The following is a 17,356-nucleotide window of genomic DNA, read 5'->3' on the forward strand; positions in this document are numbered from 1 at the left end:
TTTGCCTCCATCCTTGGCACAGCGACGCGAATCTACTGCGAATCTATGATTGCGAACTTGTGACTCGGGACACTAGCTGGCCACGATCTTGGCGACGCAGAGCAGAATCACCAGCGCCAGGAAGAAGATGTCGATATAGGTTTGATCTCGCCGGCATGCCTGAGCACAGTGACATCGGCGACGATCTGCCTGCGCGAGGCGACAGCATTGGGCCCCTCGCCGGCCGCCGCGGCGAGCCGCCTCGTCTCACCCTCCAGGCGCTCGATGCGCTGGAAGAAATAGAACGAGCGCAGGCCGGAAAAGGCGTGCATCGCCGCATAGACCACGATCAGGATCGCGACCGTCGCGCTGCTCGTACTTCTCCAGAAGGTTCAGCGTGAAATAGACCAGCCCCAGAAACATGAAGTTGGAGACGACACGGTAGGCGTAGCTGGCAAAGATCATCGGGCGCTCCGGGTGGGGCAGGCTTGCGGCCGCGCGATCGCTCGCATTGCCAAAGTCGCTGCAGCTACGGCGCCGCCCGCACGTAGATGCGCCATGGCTCTACGCCATACATCTTGAAATTCGGCGAGGCCAGCGCCTCAAGAAGCGGCGCAGCAGGCCCGGCCATATCGACGTACAACCCGTCATAGAGAACAACAGTGCAGATATCGCGCTTGTCCAGTTCATGCAGCAGCTTTTCCTTGTCGCGCTCGACGAGAAGGTCACGCATGTATTTGCTGTAGAGTTGCAGAACCTGCCGCTGAGCGAGAAAATTGATGCCGGTATCCTCGGCCAATACCCGACACGTTGGTGGCAGGTTCGCCGTCAAAGCGTTCAACTGCTTGGCAACCCGTTGATAGCCGCTCGTTGAATAGTACGTCCATCGCTTGACGAGAATGCAGGTCGTGGCAACAGCCACACCGAGAATCGCCAACGACAATGCAGCTCGGGTCCAGGTTTCGCGGCGCTCGACGCTCGTTGACGTGGCGGTCAGCGCAACCGGAGCAACCGCTATTCCCCACGCGACGAACAGAGCCGCGAACATGTAAAACTGCATCGCGTAGCGTGCATTCAACACTGTCCAACTCGACAAATTGTAGTATCCGACGTCGAAGGCGCCCAACAGCAGAAGCATCTCGCTGAGAAACCACGCCCCAAACATGGCTCCGATCCGCCAGTCGATTGACTGGAGTGTAGAGCGATCTCGGGACGAAACCCGCTGCACGGCGTACCAGGCTATCGTCGCGAACAGGACGACAAGCGCCGCTGCGCTCGGCCATCCACCGTCCCTGGCAAAACTGATGAGGAGCCGGCTAGACAGGACGGCACCTTCTCCGATGCGGGCCGTATCTCGCGCTTCGATGCTGTGCGCATAAAGCGTACCGGCGGCGACCCGGGCTGCGTCAACGTTGTCGCCGGTCAGGGAGCCGCTCTTGTAATAGGCCATTGCGACGTGAAGGCCGCCCAGGCAATAGCCTGCAGCCACTGCGGCAGTCAGCAGCGCAATGCGCATCGGGGACTGCCCGAATGAAACGCTCAGAAGCGTCCAGGGCGCGACAATCAGTGGCACAAGGACAATGGATAGTGCATGGCCCTGCATCGCCCAACCGCCGAGCACGACGCCCAAAAGCGCAGCTCCGACGCTCGGGTGACGCGAACTGACTTGCCACTGCGCCACAAGAAACGTGCAAAGCAGTAGGAGCGCCGTTAGTCGGAATACGTCGCGGCCGCCGTCGATTGATCCGCTGTGGATGAGAGGGACCGCCAGAATCAAAAGCGGCAGAAGGATCGCGAGGCCACGCACCCGCGCCGCGCTGGCGAGAGTCACGCCCGCCGCAACATAGGTGATGATCGTCAGCTGGAATGCAACGCGCGGCACCATTTCGTCGCTCAAACCGGCCCCGCCGAGACCGGACCAAAGCAGGGCCGACGCATTGTAGGCAGGCCAGAGCAGGCCATGGGGGTCGCCGCGCAGAGTGCCGTCGGAAAGGCCTCCGATCCCGGAGGCATCGAAGAAGCTACGCTGCGAAAGAAGTTGCCGCGCTTCCGCAAGGTACTGCATTGCGTCGGAATTGCCGGTCACCTGGCCGGCATAGAACCAGAGCCGCGGCACGATAATGCAGGCCACCATCAATGTGGCTACGATCGAAGCCAGAACGACTGGATCGCGCAGGGCGTGGGGGCTCTTGGGACCGCGAGGCGTCGGTCCTTTCCAGGGCGCTACAAGCAACGCCAATCCAACGATGAATGGCGCGCTGGCGTGCCCTCCAAGGGCCAGCCCAGGTGCAACAAGCGTGAGCAGCAACAGTAGACATGCTGTGACAAAGCTGGTCGTTGCCACTCCGAAGGCAATACGCCCAAAGGGAGGAATCGGGAGGACGCTGTCAAAGACGTAGAAAAGTCTCGCCAAGCCCGAGGCTAGAACGAGCTGGCCGATCAGAAACAGAGTGCTCAAGCCATTGTCCCTTTGTCGTTCGGCCCATCGCGCAATTACGGTGCCCGGCATTCTGTTCGTGGTGCAAAGCGTGCCCTATCGGCGAAGCCGGAACTCGACGATGTTGTAGTCGCCCCGCGCACGGGCCGCTACCTAATCTTGGGGCGGTCGCGGCGCGTCAAGCAGTGCCCTACGACCGTGAACGTGTTGCGATCAGTCCGGAGACGGCGAAACCAATCAGCAGCGGAAGAACCGTGCGCACGGTGCGGTGAATCAGAGCAAGCGCTGCAGCCGTCTCCGCCGAAGCTCCGGCCTGCTGCAACAGCAGCACGAACGTGACGTCACGCACCCCCAGCCCCAATGGCAGCAGGGAAACTGCCCCGGCCAGATAAGAAATAACGATCGCGTGCCCGATGGCCACAAGGGGAAGATCAGCACCCAAGGCCCGGCCGAGATACCAAATCGAAGCGACGTCGACCACATAGGTTGTCGCAAGCCACAACGTCGCGACAGCCAGCGCAAACGGCTTGATCCCGAACATTGCGTTTCGCAGATCGAAGACGAACCGACGGATCGGCCCGGAGGCCCGAAACAACGGGCCGAGTACCCACATCTTGTCCAACACCGCCGGACCAAGTCCCACCGCTGCGAGGCCAGCGATCAGCAATCCCGCGGCCGCGAGCGAAAGCGGCAGTGCGCGATCACCTGCCAATTCGCCCGGAATGACCAGGACCGCTCCCATCAAGAACAGCCAAAGAAGGCTTTCGATCGTCGTTTGAGCCGCGCCGACACTCACCGGGATATCCGCCAGCATCTTGTAGAACGCCAGGCGCGCCGGCACGCCGAGCTTCGGATCGCCGGCCAGGCTCACCGTGCCCGCTGCCAGCATGGCCATCATGACATCCATCAGGCTGGCTGGATACCGCATTCCCGCCAACAACGTCGCCGCGCCCGCAGCATGCAGCGCAATCATAACGATCGACGAAAGGCAGAGTACGAGTAACGTCTGAATCGAGATCGACCGAAGAGTGTGCCAATCGATGCGATCGACCAAATAGAACAGCGCCGCAGCACCAACAATGAAGGCCGCGCCCCAAAGCAACCGCTTGCGAGTAAGCAGACCCATCAGGCTCCGTGCCTCTCAATCGAGTTCGAGGCGCAAGAGAGGTCCCCGGCAAGCGAGGCGCCGCGTGGCAGTCCGGCTCGCAGCAAGTAGCGGGTGAGGATTTTCATCCACGCTCCGTGGCGGAAGAATTCGCCAGATATTTGCTGGTCGCCTTGTACATCGGTGCTTGCGTCCAGCGAATGAAGACGGCGTCGTTGTTGTTGCCGTTCTCGAACGCCTTGTAACGGAACTTGCCATCGCCGGCATAAAAGCGATCCATGGCAAAAGCCATGTGGCGCTTTGCCAGGCTTTTGTCCCCGTAGGCGAGCGCAGTCAGGATGCTCTGCGCGACATCGTGGGAATCGATTGGCCAGGTCTGCTCGGGACTCCAACGCGGTTTGTCGCCGTCGATCAATTGGGCCTGCATATAACCGCAACCACGCCCGATCGCATCCGCGATACGTTGGTCACCCATTGTCGCGTTGACTTCGATGAGCCCTTCGATGATGTAGCCCGTGTGCCGGCTATCGATGATCGTGTCGACGGGGTGATCGCGGAACGCCGGCGCATAGAACCAGGATCCATCCGGATTTTGATGGTGCACGGCGAACAAGGCCGCCCGCCCGGCAAGCGCGACGAGTTCGTCGCGATCAAGCACCCGTCCCGCCCGGGCCAGCAGGCCTGCGGCTGCAACACTGGCATTGATTATCAGACGCGTGTCGCCCGGACCAAAATAGACATAAGCGCCTTCGGGCAACTCGATCATGCCAGCCTCTTCCAGCATGAAACGTATGCCGGATTCGAGCAGCGCCAGCCCCCGGTCGCGGTCGAGCAGATGGATGGCATCGAGGAGACCGGTCAACACGATGGTGGACGTAATCGTGGTCGGCCAATGCTTCGGGTGCTTCCCCGTTCCTCCCCAGTTGAACGGCAAACCCCAAGCTGCATTGCGAGCCAGCGGGCTACGCGTGTCCTCAAGCAGGGTCAGCAACCTCGCCGCTCGTCGACGCGAGACCTTGCTGTCGGGTTGGCGAGCTTCACCCGCGAGGCTATCTCCGAGTGCTTGTGGCATGACAATGGCCGGGGCCGCCTGGAACAGGCGTTTCGGGATCAGCGCATGGTAAGGCTTGAGCGTTCGGCGGGCAAAGTGCATGAGCGGCCCGATGATAGGTCGACCGCCAACCTGGGAAATAATGTTGTCAAGCTGATAAGGATCATTGCCGGCATAGTCGTTCTGCTCGAGCCAGTTGCCGAGAGCATCGGACGCTGCGCGAACACGTTCGAGCAGATCCTGATCCGAAGCCGGAGCTTGACCGGTCATCATGCGTGGAGGCCTTCTACAAAAAAGCGCGCTGTAGCCATCTACTCTATCGTGTATGCAACAGGCTAGCCGCTACAGTTGCCCGACCAGAATCTTCAAGTGCCGTAGCCGCACTTTTCGCATCAGCCAACCGGTGAGTTCGACATTGCGAAACAGCAGATCGGAGCGAACGACTGGTGGCGATTGGCCTACCGCTTCCTTGCTTGGGACTGGATCGACGGCCCGAGCCGCACGCTCCAGCGTCGTAATCTCTCCGTCAAAGCGACCGACGCAGTCGGCCAGCAATTCATCGAGGACCGCGCAAGCGCGTTCGTCCGGCCGAAACCCGCGTTCGATATCTATCAACGAATAGGAATGCAAGAACAGCACGATAATTTGCTGACTGGACGCCAAGACGGCTTCGATCTGGCGGCGCAACTCGCCGGGACTGCACCAGTCCGGATCGAGCTTCTTCGTCAGCGACAGCAGGCGGGCCGGTCCGAGCGCAAGATCGCAGCGCGTCACGGTCACGGGAACTTCGAGTAGATCGCCATGCCGAACAACGGCGTTCGCGGTGAGCGGGGGATGATTGAGTCCGCAGTGCGGATAGCCGTAAAAAACACTCGAATCGATCTCGATGCCGTTTTGCTCCAGAGCAACGAGCGTATCGTAGTTGGCGCCGTAGCCGCCGGCGCGATGGCTGACAGGCGGTCGGCCTGTCCAGGCTTCAATCAGCGCCACCCCTTCGGAGATGAACCGACGCTGCTCGTTGAACGACAGCGTCTTCATCGTCTGCGCCATTCCGTATCCGCGCTTTCCCTCCGGAAAGGCCGGATGGGTGTGCAGGCCAACTTCATGGCCCCGCTCGGCGATCTCGCGCGTCACGCCGGCAACGAGCTCCTCGCTGACGGTCCGGCGGTTCTGGACATCGACAAAGAAGGTGCCGCGGCCGCCGTGTCGTTCGAGGATATCCATGATGCGCGGAGTCGCGTAATCGCGCCCAGCGTTACGGCCCCGATAGGTGTCGATCGGAGGCCGCGGCTCGAAGAAGTCCTCGACGTCTACGGTCACCACGAATTTCGGGCGCTGTCGTCCCGGGTTCATTTCACTGCCTGTGCAATCACAAGGTGGAAACGGGCGCGGCGTCCGAATGTCGGATGCTTTGCAAGCCAATGATCAATGCTCTGCGTGGCGTCGATGAAGCCCGACATGACCGGAAACAAGGGCGGCCAGATGTTCAGCGGAAATTCCGGCACGAAATCGGGAATGAGCCGCATTCCGGATATCTCTATCATCTTGAAGCGGCCCTGCAGCAGACGCTCGAGCTCTTCGCGAGAGAACAAGACGCGGTGATAGCTCGACGCCCCCTTCACGATGCGCTGCGCAAGCTTCGCGAGATAATATGGCGAGTAGTAAAGATAGCGCGCGAAACGTGCTGTCTCCTGGCTGTTTATGATCGTTGCGCAGAATGCACCGCCCGGCCGCAGCACTCGACGGATTTCATCGAGGGCAGCGTTCAGGTCGGGAAAATTGTTGGGGGCCGTGCACGATACGATCAGATCAAAGCTGTTGTCTGGAAACGGCAACGCCATCGCATCGCCAATACCGTAAGTTGCCGGGAGGTCACCATTCAGGGCCCGCGCATGGGCGATCATTTCGGGGCTGAAGTCCGCACCGTGCACGGTGAAATCTCCGCCCTGATCTCGCTTGCTTTGTGCAAGCCACCGCGTCAAACGTCCCTCGCCACAGCCAAGGTCGAGGATATTTGTTGCCGCCGCGACGAGCGGGGCCATAGCCTCCCGCTCGAGCCTGTCGGTGTAAACCTGAATGGGGCGGGCTCTGAGCGCAGTGTAGTTTTTCGCCTGCAGGTTGTAGAAGCGGAGCGTTTCCTCGTTCATGGAGTGCGATCCGCGCCTGCCCGTCGAAGTTGATTTGGACGCATCTTATTGATCTTGCTAGATAATATGGCGCAACCCGCTTGAAGACGCGAATCCGCGGGCTTGGCCTGCTGCCCCTTCGCCGGCACCAAAGTCGAAAATGCAACAAATTCAGACACGAGAGCCAGAAAAATTGGGGCCGAGCGCGATCTCCGGACCGGCGCGCCGGTGGACAGCCTATTGACGAAACTGCAGATACCGCATTCAAGCAGGGTGGTTCAACCTGGAACAGAGGCTTAAGCAGGTTCCCCAACCGGCCTACGACTCACGAAGCCGCGCCGCGGCGGGAAATGCGCATGTATAAATCGAAGACTGTCGCGGTTGTGGTGCCTTGTTACAACGAGGAGAAACTGATCGGCCGCGTCATCGAGACCATGCCGGAGTTTGTCGACCATATTGTCTGCGTGGACGACCAGAGCCGCGACCGCACCGCCGAGATCGTCGAGCGCTATTCTGCCGCGCAGCCCGAACGCGTCATACTGATTCGACTGCCCAAAAATGAAGGTGTCGGCGGGGCGATCGCCGCCGGTTATCGCTGGGCGCGCGACCACGACATCGATGCGACGGCCGTTATGGCCGGCGACGCGCAAATGGATCCTGGCGATCTAAGCGCACTGCTTGAGCCCGTCATTGCCGATGAAACCGATTACGCCAAGGGAAACCGGCTCTTCACCGGAGAGGCGTGGAACCTGATTCCGCGCGTTCGCTACATCGGTAACGGATTGCTTTCGATGTTGACCAAGATCGCTTCGGGCTATTGGCACGTGGCGGACTCGCAGACCGGTTACACCGTGGCCAACCGGAAGGTGCTTAAGACGCTGAATCTGGACGACATCTACAAGCGGTACGGGATGCCGAACGACATGCTCGTGAAACTGAATATCTCTGATTTCAGGGTACGCGACATCCCGATCAAGCCGATCTACGGTATCGGCGAACAATCAGGCATCAAGCCAATTCGCCTCGTGCCGAGGCTGTCATTGTTGCTCGTGCGATTGTTTGCCTATCGTATGCTGCAGAAATATATCATCCGCGACTTTCATCCGTTGGTGCTGTTCTACTTTACGGGCGCCGTTTTGCTGTCGCTCGGAATGTTCGTCGGACTCTACGTTGTGATGCATCGGCTCTTCATTGGATTCGTGGCAGACAACACACCGCTTTTCACGACATTCCTTGTCTTGATGGGCTGGCAATCCGTCATGTTTGCCATGTGGCTTGACATGGAAATGAACAAGCACCTGAAATAGATCGAGCGACGGCGAGCGGTTACGATGTGCGGCATTTTCGGAGTGATTACGAGCCCGGGCGCGCTTGATCGCGAGATCGTGGAACGCGCCGTCTCTCGGTTGTTCCTCCTGTCGGAAACGCGCGGCAAGGAATCGTCCGGGCTCGCCATCGTTGGGCCGACCACCGTCACCTTTCGCAAGAGTGCGCAGCGTCCGCGCGATTTTCTCGCCTCGACGGACTTTGCTCCCTTCTTCAAGGGTGCTCTGGACACGCTCTACCAGTCCCGTGAGCCCATCGCTATCTTCGGACATTCGAGACTCGTCACGAACGGCACTCAAAACCTGCACGCGAACAACCAGCCGGTTCTTGCCGGCGGCATCCTGGGCGTTCACAACGGCATCATCGTCAATGACGAAGACCTGTGGCGAACCATAAACACGGCCGAGCGGAAGGCCGAGGTCGACACCGAAGTGATGCTCCAATTGCTCCGCCAGCATCTCGATCGGGGCGAATCCCTCGCCGACGCGATGCGCTCGACGTTCCGCAGGTTGCTTGGGACGGTTTCCACCGCGCTCGTGTCCGACGACCTCAATTGCATGGTCCTCGCAACGAACAACGGCTCTCTTTACGTGGCGCCGAGCGCGGCCGACGGCACGATCGTATTCGCCTCCGAGCGCTACATTCTGGAGGAATTCCTGACCACGCCAGGCTTGGCCTGGCCTGCGCGCCCGGACGCCATCCGACAGATCAAGGCTGGCAGCGCATTGCTGATCAAACTCGATACGCTGGTCAGCCACGAGATCGATCTCGGGGTCGACACCGAGGAGACGCCGGCGATCGCCCCGCGGCGGCGCGAGATCCGGGACGACACACCCGGCAAAGTCCGCAATGCCACGACCTTCAATTCGATGCCCGCAGTCAGGCTCGGCAACTTCTCGCGCTTCGAAATCGATCCGCAACCGATCAAGGCATTGCGCCGGTGCACCCGCTGTATTTTGCCGGAAACGGTCCCTTTCATCGCGTTCGATGCAAGCGGCGTCTGCAACTTCTGCCAAAGCCACCAACCGAAGACCTATCTGGGGCGTCCCGCCCTGGAGGCCGAAGCCAACAAGCTGAAGACACGCCGCAACGGCGCCTCCGCCGACTGCCTCATCACGCTGAGCGGAGGACGCGACAGCAGCTTTGGCCTTCACTATGCGGTGCGTGAGCTCGGCCTTAAGCCGATCGCCTACACTTACGACTGGGGAATGATCACGGACCTGGCGCGCCGCAACCAGGCGCGGATGTGCGGGGCGCTCAAGGTCGAGCATATTCTCGTCTCGGCTGACATTGCCGAAAAGCGAGCAAACATTCGTCGCAACGTCTCTGCTTGGCTCAAGCGGCCGTCACTTGGAATGGTCCCCCTCTTCATGGCCGGCGACAAGCAGTATTTCTACTACGCCAATGACCTCGCGAAAAAGCTTCACCTTGAAGCTACGGTGCTTGCCTCCAATCCGCTGGAGAAAACACATTTCAAGGCCGGCTTTTGTGGTGTGCCGCCCACGCTTGGACACCGGCCGTCACAATTCGCGCAGCTTCAGATGGCGAGCTACTACGGCAGGGAATTCCTGCTCAACCCGCGCTACATCAACAAATCGCTTCTCGATACCGCCGGCGCCTTTTTCAGCTACTATTCGATCAAGCACGAATATCTCCGACTGTTCGACTACATTCCCTGGGTCGAGAGCGAAGTAAACGACACGCTGATCGATCAATACGACTGGGAGACCGCCAACGATACGCGCTCGACCTGGCGCATCGGAGATGGGACGGCTGCTTTCTATAACTACATTTATACGCGGGTCGCGGGCTTTAGCGAGAACGATACCTTCCGCTCGAACCAGATTCGAGAGGGCGTGCTCGATCGAGCGAGCGCGCTTCGTCTCGTCGAAATGGAGAACATCCCGCGCTTCGAATCGATCGCGTGGTATTGCGGCGTAATCGGTCTCGATCCCACCGAGGTGATGGAGCGCATCGCTCAGATCCCAACGCTCTATCCCAGCAAAGTTCACAAGAGCGATGCACGTTCTCTTTGATATCGGCCATCCCGCGCACGTTCACCTTTTCCGAAACGTGGCGCAGCGCATGCAGGCGCGTGGCGACAAGATCACGGTCACGATCCGTGATCGCGGCATTATCGGTGGATTGCTCGATCATTACGGCCTGCCCTATACCGTCGCCTCGAAGCCGCGCCGAGGCCTTGTCGGCAGCGCCATCGAACTTGCGATCCACAACTGGCAGGTCCTGAAAGCCGCGCTTCCAGACAGACCGGATTTCCTTGTCGGCACGTCTGTATCGGTTGCTCACGTCGGCCGCGTCATTGGCAGGCCCTCGATCGTCCTGAACGAAGACGACGCCGATTACGTACCGCTGTTCGCGAAAATTACCTATCCTTTCGCAAATCGCATCGTCATACCGGCGGTCTTGCGGGACAAGAAGACCGCAAAGGTGCGAACTCACGACAGCTATCATGAGCTGGCCTACCTCCACCCGAACCATTTCAAGCCCGACCAGGACGTGGTCCGCCTGTTGGGAATAGAGCCTCGCGAGCCCTACTTCATCATACGGCTGGTTTCGCTGACGGCTCATCACGACGCCGGCGAAAGCGGGCTTTCCGAGGCTCAGGTTCTTCGATTGATTGCGTTGCTCGAACCGCATGGCCGCGTCTTCATCAACGCGGAAAGCTCCATCGCTCCGCGCCTTCAGCCATACGCCCTGAAGGCTCCGCCCGAGACCATGCATGACCTTCTGGCTCACGCGAAGATACTGATCAGCGACAGCCAGACGATGACGATGGAGGCGGCTTTGCTCGGACGCCCCGCGATCCGCTGCAATAGCTTCGTCGGGCGCTGCTCCGTGATCGCTGAACTGGAACAGCGGTATCGGTTGGCCTGGGGCTTCAAGCCCCAGCAGTTCGAGGAACTGGTGACGCTCGTGTCGGGTATGGTTGCTGATCCAGCATTGGAAGCGACGATGGCGCAGCGACACGCGCGGGTACTGGCCGAGAAGGTCGACCTCACCGACTGGCTGCTCAAGCAGTTTGATAATGGCTTTGCATGATGGCCGGTCGCGCGTGTCAGGGTCTCGCGTCGAGACCTGGGGCTCAGTCTCGCCGGAAGCGGCCGCTATCGGCGAGGTCCCGCGATTCGATCGGCGCCTCCAACTGTCATCGACCAAGCCAAGAAGTTAGCAGCGCGACCTTCTAGGTCCGCACGCCCAGCCAATCGACAGCGCGTTGCCGGGGCCGGACGCGAACAGTGGCATTCCCGGGCGACACCCGGAAAAAGCTTAATGATTTCAGATGGGAACTTGGGTTTGTGGTGCGCTCGGAGGTTGCACGAATTTGTTGTAATATCAATGAGTTACCAAGGTTTTTCAAACCATAAGGTGCATTTCGAACCTAAAAAGTTTCGTTCAGAAGGCGCCACGATGCCTCCCCCAAAAGGCCCCTCCGCGCCTGCAAACCGGACCGAGGCTCCCCGGCTCGTACCGAGCATCCGGCTGATGATGGCTGTAGCGGACGCTCTTTGGGCCCCCGTGAGCGTCTGTTCAGTATCTCGCAACCAGCGACGACTGCATCGCGCGCAATGCCGAGCTCGATGCTGCTATCGCCCACTGGGTGGCTTCGGTTGGCATCCTGGGGATCGGTGGCGATCATTACCCGCTGCCCTGGCAATACCTGAACGATACGGGCCTTGGTGGGTAACCGCGACAACCATTGTCGCGTTATGTTCGTGCTTTGCTGTCGTTTCGAACAGCTGGATACAGCGGAGAAGCAGTGCGGCGGAGAGAGTGTCAGTCAATCCCTGTTGAAAGATAAGGCATATTTGAGCGTCCTGGGCCAAAACCTACCAATTGAGCTATTGCCGAAGTCTGGCGTTTCGCCTCCAACACGCCGTCGTGATACAAAGCGGTTGTGGGCGCCAGGTCGCGTGTCATTCCGGCCGGCCGCCACCCAACAGCCCGGAATCCCACCCTGCAGCGGTTGCACCAGCGTGATAGGTGGATTCGAGGAAGGTCAGCAGGTCACTTTCGGGATCACCGGACTGGCGAAGGTCATCGTAGTCGAGAAGGAACTCGCCCATGCCGGCGTCCCAGCGGGCGGCGGCCGGACCGACCTTGGTGTTCTCGATGCCTTTCGGCTGCGGATATGTGAAGGAGTAGAACGCGGGCCTGGGATAGGAGGCATCGCCCGACCACCACCCCATCTCGATCAACTCCGCATCCATCGCATTGCGTCGAATGAAGCCAATATCTTGCGCGGGTGTGACGGGCTTGCCGTTGTAGAACACCGCGCGAATATCCAGCGTCCCCCACATCAGGCCTATCGGTTGCGTCTTGCCGGTGAACCGGCCCTGAAATTCGTGCATGACACGTTGCGTGCTGAGGAGGATGCGCCACCACGCATTGACCAGGTCGCGATCGTACGGCCGCTGTTCCTTGTCCTCGTTGAACGGGATCGGATGGGACACTTCCTGCGGCAGGAGAGTGATTGAAGCGTCAATGCCGGCGTGGCGAAGCTGATCGAGCAGAGCATCCACGAGCGCGGCAACGGATGTCGGTCGCAGCGGCAATTGCCCCGATGCGCCCGAACTCGTGAGCCACTGCAGCTCGTGCGAGATGAAGTCCGCGCGGATCTCGTAAGCACCGCTGGCATAGCGGATCGGACCGGTGGTCAGCCCTCTCGCACTGAGCCACAACGGCACCTCGGCCCATTGCGCCTGAAACGGTTCGGCCAGCTTGAGTTTTCCGACCGCCTGCAACGTCATGTGGAGAAGAGTTCGCGTGGGCTCGAAGGCCGGGCTGGAAAGCGCCGGCCAGAAATCGGAAGTACGCTTGCCAGCAATCATGGCGCATCCTCACACAGCACCTGGAGGCTTGGCAGCAGGATCGATTCAGCGAACCTTCGCTGCCGTGCGGCCAGCTCCAATGCGCCCCTTCCAGTTAGCGGTTCGCGTCAAGGTTATCGCTTATGACCTTGTCGATCACGCCTTCATTGTGCTGGATGAACTCGTCCCGCGACATGCCGGAGGCCTGCCACAAGGATTGAAGGCCAGAGTCTCTGTGAAGCCATTCGCTTCGGGTCTGATGGTCGATCTTGTGCCGCCGCGCGTCCTGTGATCCGTGGGAGGCTTTGTCATGATCCTTGGACATTGAGGGTCCTCCTATGTCGCTATCAATGACGTTCAACGTCGCGCTCGACCGGATTGTTCGAACCAACAGGAGTTCCGATCCGCCCGAGCGTCGAAATTCCTGATGGCAAAGAATGCGCCAACTTGGGCGCGGAAACAATGTCAATGGCTTGGCAGCGCAACACCTGACGACGACGGACATTTTGTCCGCGCCGTGGAGGACAGGCTGTCCATCGACGATGCCTCACCTGTCTCGCGCAGGCTTCCGCGGAGCAGACACGTACGCGCGCTCCGCATCTCCGTCGCGGATGGACTTTGCCCCAGCCTAATCGGCTTCGTCGAGAAGCGGCCGGGGCGCCTGAAAGCCGTGCGCTTCCGCGAACCGAAGCGCCTCGACGATCATCGTCTTCATCGCCTCGGGTCCGTCATCGTGCGTGATCTCATACTCCAGGAGAAACGAGGCAAACGCATCTTCATCGATCTTGTCGAGCGCGTCAGCGAGTTCATTCATCGTCATAGGCACCTCCTGGAACCTCGATCCCACTCGGATAGGCTCATTCACTATATGCTCATGGCCACCTCCATATGAAGGTCGAGGCGTTGCGCTATCGAAGGGCATCTCGCCGCAACTTTCCCGGATCAAAGGTTCCGCCTATTTCAGCACATTGTCGCGCGCCTCGATCGGTGCGGGAAGATCCCGCTCGCCAAGCAGGAATAGAATCTCGCGCTCGATCATGCGCCGCATTGCGTCCAGTGGGAGAGCGTTAGGCTCCAGTCCGAACGGATCCTCGAGTTGATGGCCGAGCGCGTCGAGACCAAAGAAGGTGTATGCGACCAGCAGGACGGGCAGCAGCGTCCACCAGTCCAGCGATCCGGCCAGCGCGAACGGCAGCGTCACGCAAAAGATCAGAGCGGTCCGGTGCAGCAGCAGGGAATAGGCGAACGGCACGGGCGTCGACGCGATGCGTTCGCAACCGCCCTGCACGTCGGAGAGCGCGCTAAGCTGCCCCTCGAGGACGGAGTAGTGGATCGGCTCAATGCGGTCCCGCTTCATCAGCGCCAGGCAATATGTTCCGATCTGGTTGAGCACGACATTGGTCGGGTTGGGCCCGCCTGACGCGGCGTCGATGTCGCACCAATGTCCGATCGCCACCAGTTCGTCCTCGCCGCGCAAGCGGGCTGCCAGTCCGGCGCAGAAGCCGCACAGGCCGCGAAGCAGCACGCGCCGCTCCTCCTCATCAAGGGTGGAGGTCTGACGTGCGAACGAGCGGCAGGCGATGATCAGCTTGCCCCAGAGCTCCCGGCCTTCCCACCAGCGCTCATAGCAGGCGCTGTTCCGAAAGCTCATGAAGACCGACAGCGCGATGCCGATCAGTGTGAAGGGAACGGCGCTGATCCGCGCAAAAATGCCCGGATGCTCCATCGCGGCGAGCACCGCAAGGACGCTGATCAAGGCGATCGCAACCAGATGCGGCGCGATCCGCGGCAGGATCGAGCCGTTGACCGCAAACACGATGTCCCTGAAGCCGGGCTTGGAGCGCACAATCATGTCGACCTCCGCGGCGCGCTTAAGCCCTCCTCGAGATTGCAGCTCGAGCCGGACGCCGCGCGCGTATCGTCACTGGTGACGACGAGCGCATTGGTCGCAATGATCAAGTTTGGACATCGCCGGAAGCAACCTTCCGACATGGACAATGGGTGGTTCACGCCGTCTCCCCGATTCAACGGCGCGTAATGAAGCAACCTCCGCGCCAATTCCGGAATGTAGTCCAGTCAGTCACTTAGAGCGCGATCGGCTTTCAACGCCGGACATTTTGTCCGCGCAAAAGGACAAAATGTCCATAGAAATCAATATGATAGAATGGTTTACTTCCGATATCGCGGATGATTGGGGAGTGCTGGCAATGACCGACCACAAGCCTCGTTACAAGGCCTATCATCATCCTGCGGGCGGCTGGGGAGCGGCCGGCGCAACCGCCAAGGTGCTGCTCGAGCAGAGCGTCGTCACCAAAGGATCTCGCGCGTTGCTCGCGATGAACCAACCCGGCGGCTTCAAATGTCCGAGCTGCGCCTTCCCCGATCCTGACTGCAAGAAGACGCTGGAGTTCTGCGAGAACGGCGCCAAGGCGCTGGCGTTCGAAGCGACCAAGCGCAGGGTCACGCGAGAATTCTTCGCCACATACACGGTGTCCGAGCTGATGGAGAAGTCGGACTACTGGCTTGAGATGCAGGGCCGGCTGACCGAGCCCATGCGCTATGATGCGGCTTCCGATCGCTATCTGCCATGCGAGTGGGACGAAGCCTTCACGATGATCGGAGATCATCTGCGTGCGCTGGAGAGCCCGCATCACGCCGAATTCTACACCTCGGGACGCACGCCGAACGAAGCCGCGTTTCTGTATTCGATCTTCGTCCGCGCGTTCGGCACCAACAATTTCCCCGACTGCTCGAACATGTGCCACGAGCCCACCAGCCGCGGCCTGCCACCCTCGATCGGCGTCGGCAAGGGCACCGTTGTGATGGAGGATTTCGAACACGCCGAAGCCATCTTCGTGATCGGGCAGAACACCGGCACCAACTCGCCGCGCATGATGACCAATCTGGTCGAGGCGCGAAAGCGCGGCGTGCCGATCGTGGCCGTCAATCCGATGCCGGAGCGGGCACTGATCCGCTTCACCGAGCCGCAGGATGTCATTCAAATGGCGACCTTCGGATCGACCCCGATCGCCAGCGAGTTCGTTCACATCAAGATCGGCGGCGATCTTGCCCTGTTCAAGGGCATGATGAAGGTGATGTTCGAGCGCGAAGCGCAGGGCGAGAAAGTCCTCGATCACGACTTCATTCGCGAGCAGACCGTCGGATTCGATCTGGTCCGGAAGGATGTTCTGGCCCAGTCGTGGCCCAACATCGTCGCGATTTCCGGCGTCGAGGAGGCACAGATCCGCCGTTGCGCCGAGATCTACATGCGCTCCCGGGCTACCATGATCTGCTACGGGATGGGACTGACCCAGCACCAGGAGGGATCGCGGCTGCTGCAGCAAGTCGTGAATCTGCTGCTGATCAAGGGCAATTTCGGCAAGCCCGGCGCCGGCATCTCGCCGATCCGCGGCCATTCCAACGTCCAGGGCGACCGCACCGTCGGCATCGACGAGAAGCCGACCGACGACTATCTCGACCGCGTGCGCGACGTGTTCGGCTTCGAGCCGCCGCGCGGACACGGCCACCACACCGTCGAGACCGTCGAGGCGATGCAGAACGGCACGGCCAAGGTCTTCATCGGCATGGGCGGCAACTTCGTCCGCGCGGTCCCCGATACCGAGCGATCGTATGCGGCGATGAGGAAACTCGCCCTGACGGTCGGCATCAACACCAAGCTCAATCGCGGACATCTGGTCCACGGGCGAGATGCGCTGATCCTGCCGGTGGTCGCGCGCTCCGAAGTCATCCATACCCTGGCCGGAGAGCAGTTCGTCACGATAGAGGACTCGATGTCCACCGTCACGGCATCGCGCGGCGTGCTGGCGCCGGCAAGCGCCGATCTGCTCCCGGAGGTCGAGATCGTCTGCCGGATGGCGCGCGCGACGCTTCCCGACAGCACGATTCCGTGGGAGAGCTATATCGAAGACTACGGACTGATCCGCGATAAGATCGCGGACGTCTATCCCGAGATCTACAGCGACTTTTCGGAACGGATCAAACGACCGCAGGGCTTCCACCTCGACGTGCCACCGCGCCGGCTGGTCTGGCCGACCCCGAACGGCAAGGCCAATTTCCTCTTGATGCCCGGCCTCGAGGTCAACGCTCCGGTGTCCGATCCCGCGATGCTGCGGTTGGCGACAGTCCGCTCGCACGACCAGTTCAACACCACGATCTACAGCTATAACGACCGCTATCGCGGCGTCTACAACGACCGGATGGTGCTGTTCATGAACGCCGATGACCGGGCGGCGCGAGGGCTCGCCTCTGGCGCACGGATCGCGCTCGAGACGATCAGCGATGACGGCGTGCGGCGCCGGGTCGATGGTCTCACGGTGCTGGACTATCCGATGCCACGCGGCGCGGTCGCGGGATACTATCCCGAGCTGAACCCGCTGCTGCCGCTCGAATACTACGACAAGATCAGCGGCACGCCCGCCGCCAAATCGATTCCGGTTCGTGTCGTCGCCTAGCGGGCGGCTCCACAGGTTGCGGAGAGCTTCG

The 17,356-nt window shown here is 60.5% G+C and carries 13 protein-coding genes and 2 pseudogenes; 5 read left to right on the forward strand and 10 right to left on the reverse strand.

Annotation, left to right across the window (positions count from 1 at the left end; all coding sequences use genetic code 11):
* Positions 1–72 precede the first annotated feature (72 nt).
* The 6 genes and pseudogenes from QJT82_RS09530 to QJT82_RS09555 all read right to left on the reverse strand — a co-directional run bounded on the left by QJT82_RS09530 (position 73) and on the right by QJT82_RS09555 (position 6,719).
* Positions 73–444, reverse strand: a pseudogene (locus QJT82_RS09530) (hypothetical protein).
* A gap of 64 nt (positions 445–508) precedes the next feature.
* Positions 509–2,437: a hypothetical protein gene (locus tag QJT82_RS09535; protein ID WP_028339171.1), complete on the reverse strand. Its 1,929-nt coding sequence runs from the start codon at positions 2,435–2,437 to the stop codon at positions 509–511.
* 169 nt (positions 2,438–2,606) lie between these two features.
* Complete coding sequence (locus QJT82_RS09540) at positions 2,607–3,542, reverse strand: lysylphosphatidylglycerol synthase domain-containing protein (RefSeq protein ID WP_028339172.1); 936 nt, start codon at positions 3,540–3,542, stop codon at positions 2,607–2,609.
* 103 nt (positions 3,543–3,645) lie between these two features.
* Positions 3,646–4,845: a hypothetical protein gene (locus tag QJT82_RS09545; protein ID WP_155258359.1), complete on the reverse strand. Its 1,200-nt coding sequence runs from the start codon at positions 4,843–4,845 to the stop codon at positions 3,646–3,648.
* 69 nt (positions 4,846–4,914) lie between these two features.
* Complete coding sequence (locus tag QJT82_RS09550) at positions 4,915–5,892, reverse strand: polysaccharide deacetylase family protein (RefSeq protein ID WP_196238124.1); 978 nt, start codon at positions 5,890–5,892, stop codon at positions 4,915–4,917.
* A 29-nt stretch (positions 5,893–5,921) separates the two neighbouring features.
* Complete coding sequence (locus QJT82_RS09555; protein WP_051447737.1) at positions 5,922–6,719, reverse strand: class I SAM-dependent methyltransferase; 798 nt, start codon at positions 6,717–6,719, stop codon at positions 5,922–5,924.
* Between the two features lie 335 nt (positions 6,720–7,054).
* On the opposite strand from QJT82_RS09555, the gene QJT82_RS09560 reads away from it, so the two are divergent.
* The 4 genes and pseudogenes from QJT82_RS09560 to QJT82_RS09575 form a co-directional block, all read left to right on the forward strand.
* Positions 7,055–8,005 (forward strand): glycosyltransferase family 2 protein, encoded by a 951-nt coding sequence (locus QJT82_RS09560; protein ID WP_028339176.1) that lies wholly within the window; start codon positions 7,055–7,057, stop codon positions 8,003–8,005.
* A gap of 24 nt (positions 8,006–8,029) precedes the next feature.
* On the forward strand, positions 8,030–10,060 hold the full coding sequence (locus tag QJT82_RS09565) for a hypothetical protein (protein WP_051447738.1): 2,031 nt from the start codon (positions 8,030–8,032) through the stop codon (positions 10,058–10,060).
* On the forward strand, positions 10,044–11,084 hold the full coding sequence (locus tag QJT82_RS09570; protein WP_080686647.1) for a DUF354 domain-containing protein: 1,041 nt from the start codon (positions 10,044–10,046) through the stop codon (positions 11,082–11,084). The genes QJT82_RS09565 and QJT82_RS09570 overlap by 17 nt, the downstream gene beginning before the upstream one ends.
* 532 nt (positions 11,085–11,616) lie before the next feature.
* Positions 11,617–11,727, forward strand: a pseudogene (locus QJT82_RS09575) (PRC-barrel domain containing protein); the annotation flags it as partial.
* A 232-nt stretch (positions 11,728–11,959) separates the two neighbouring features.
* On the opposite strand, the gene QJT82_RS09580 reads toward QJT82_RS09575, so the two are convergent.
* From QJT82_RS09580 to QJT82_RS09595, 4 genes are all read right to left on the reverse strand, one after another.
* Entirely contained in the window at positions 11,960–12,874 is a 915-nt protein-coding gene (locus tag QJT82_RS09580; RefSeq protein ID WP_028339177.1) for a DUF5996 family protein, read from the reverse strand.
* Positions 12,875–12,968: 94 nt separating this feature from the next.
* Positions 12,969–13,178: a hypothetical protein gene (locus QJT82_RS09585; protein WP_028339178.1), complete on the reverse strand. Its 210-nt coding sequence runs from the start codon at positions 13,176–13,178 to the stop codon at positions 12,969–12,971.
* A gap of 303 nt (positions 13,179–13,481) precedes the next feature.
* Positions 13,482–13,673, reverse strand: coding sequence for a hypothetical protein (locus QJT82_RS09590; protein ID WP_028339179.1), 192 nt, complete (start codon positions 13,671–13,673; stop codon positions 13,482–13,484).
* A 135-nt stretch (positions 13,674–13,808) separates the two neighbouring features.
* Positions 13,809–14,705: a bestrophin family protein gene (locus tag QJT82_RS09595; protein WP_028339180.1), complete on the reverse strand. Its 897-nt coding sequence runs from the start codon at positions 14,703–14,705 to the stop codon at positions 13,809–13,811.
* Positions 14,706–15,060: 355 nt separating this feature from the next.
* On the opposite strand from QJT82_RS09595, the gene QJT82_RS09600 reads away from it, so the two are divergent.
* Positions 15,061–17,325 carry an FdhF/YdeP family oxidoreductase gene (locus QJT82_RS09600; protein ID WP_028339181.1) on the forward strand — a complete coding sequence of 755 codons (2,265 nt, stop codon included), beginning with the start codon at positions 15,061–15,063 and terminating at the stop codon, positions 17,323–17,325.
* Positions 17,326–17,356: the final 31 nt, after the last annotated feature.

Source organism: Bradyrhizobium sp. Mp19, assembly GCF_029952935.1.
GTDB classification, from domain to species: Bacteria; Pseudomonadota; Alphaproteobacteria; order Rhizobiales; family Xanthobacteraceae; genus Bradyrhizobium; species Bradyrhizobium elkanii.

Coding starts and splice junctions, on each gene's coding strand:
- QJT82_RS09565 (WP_051447738.1), top strand. CDS start 8,030: ATGTGCGGCATTTTCGGAGTGATTACGAGCCCGGGCGCGCTTGATCGC.
- QJT82_RS09545 (WP_155258359.1), bottom strand. CDS start 4,845: ATGATGACCGGTCAAGCTCCGGCTTCGGATCAGGATCTGCTCGAACGT.
- QJT82_RS09540 (WP_028339172.1), bottom strand. CDS start 3,542: ATGGGTCTGCTTACTCGCAAGCGGTTGCTTTGGGGCGCGGCCTTCATT.
- QJT82_RS09600 (WP_028339181.1), top strand. CDS start 15,061: ATGACCGACCACAAGCCTCGTTACAAGGCCTATCATCATCCTGCGGGC.
- QJT82_RS09560 (WP_028339176.1), top strand. CDS start 7,055: ATGTATAAATCGAAGACTGTCGCGGTTGTGGTGCCTTGTTACAACGAG.
- QJT82_RS09570 (WP_080686647.1), top strand. CDS start 10,044: ATGCACGTTCTCTTTGATATCGGCCATCCCGCGCACGTTCACCTTTTC.
- QJT82_RS09585 (WP_028339178.1), bottom strand. CDS start 13,178: ATGTCCAAGGATCATGACAAAGCCTCCCACGGATCACAGGACGCGCGG.
- QJT82_RS09555 (WP_051447737.1), bottom strand. CDS start 6,719: ATGAACGAGGAAACGCTCCGCTTCTACAACCTGCAGGCGAAAAACTAC.
- QJT82_RS09580 (WP_028339177.1), bottom strand. CDS start 12,874: ATGATTGCTGGCAAGCGTACTTCCGATTTCTGGCCGGCGCTTTCCAGC.
- QJT82_RS09590 (WP_028339179.1), bottom strand. CDS start 13,673: ATGACGATGAATGAACTCGCTGACGCGCTCGACAAGATCGATGAAGAT.
- QJT82_RS09595 (WP_028339180.1), bottom strand. CDS start 14,705: ATGATTGTGCGCTCCAAGCCCGGCTTCAGGGACATCGTGTTTGCGGTC.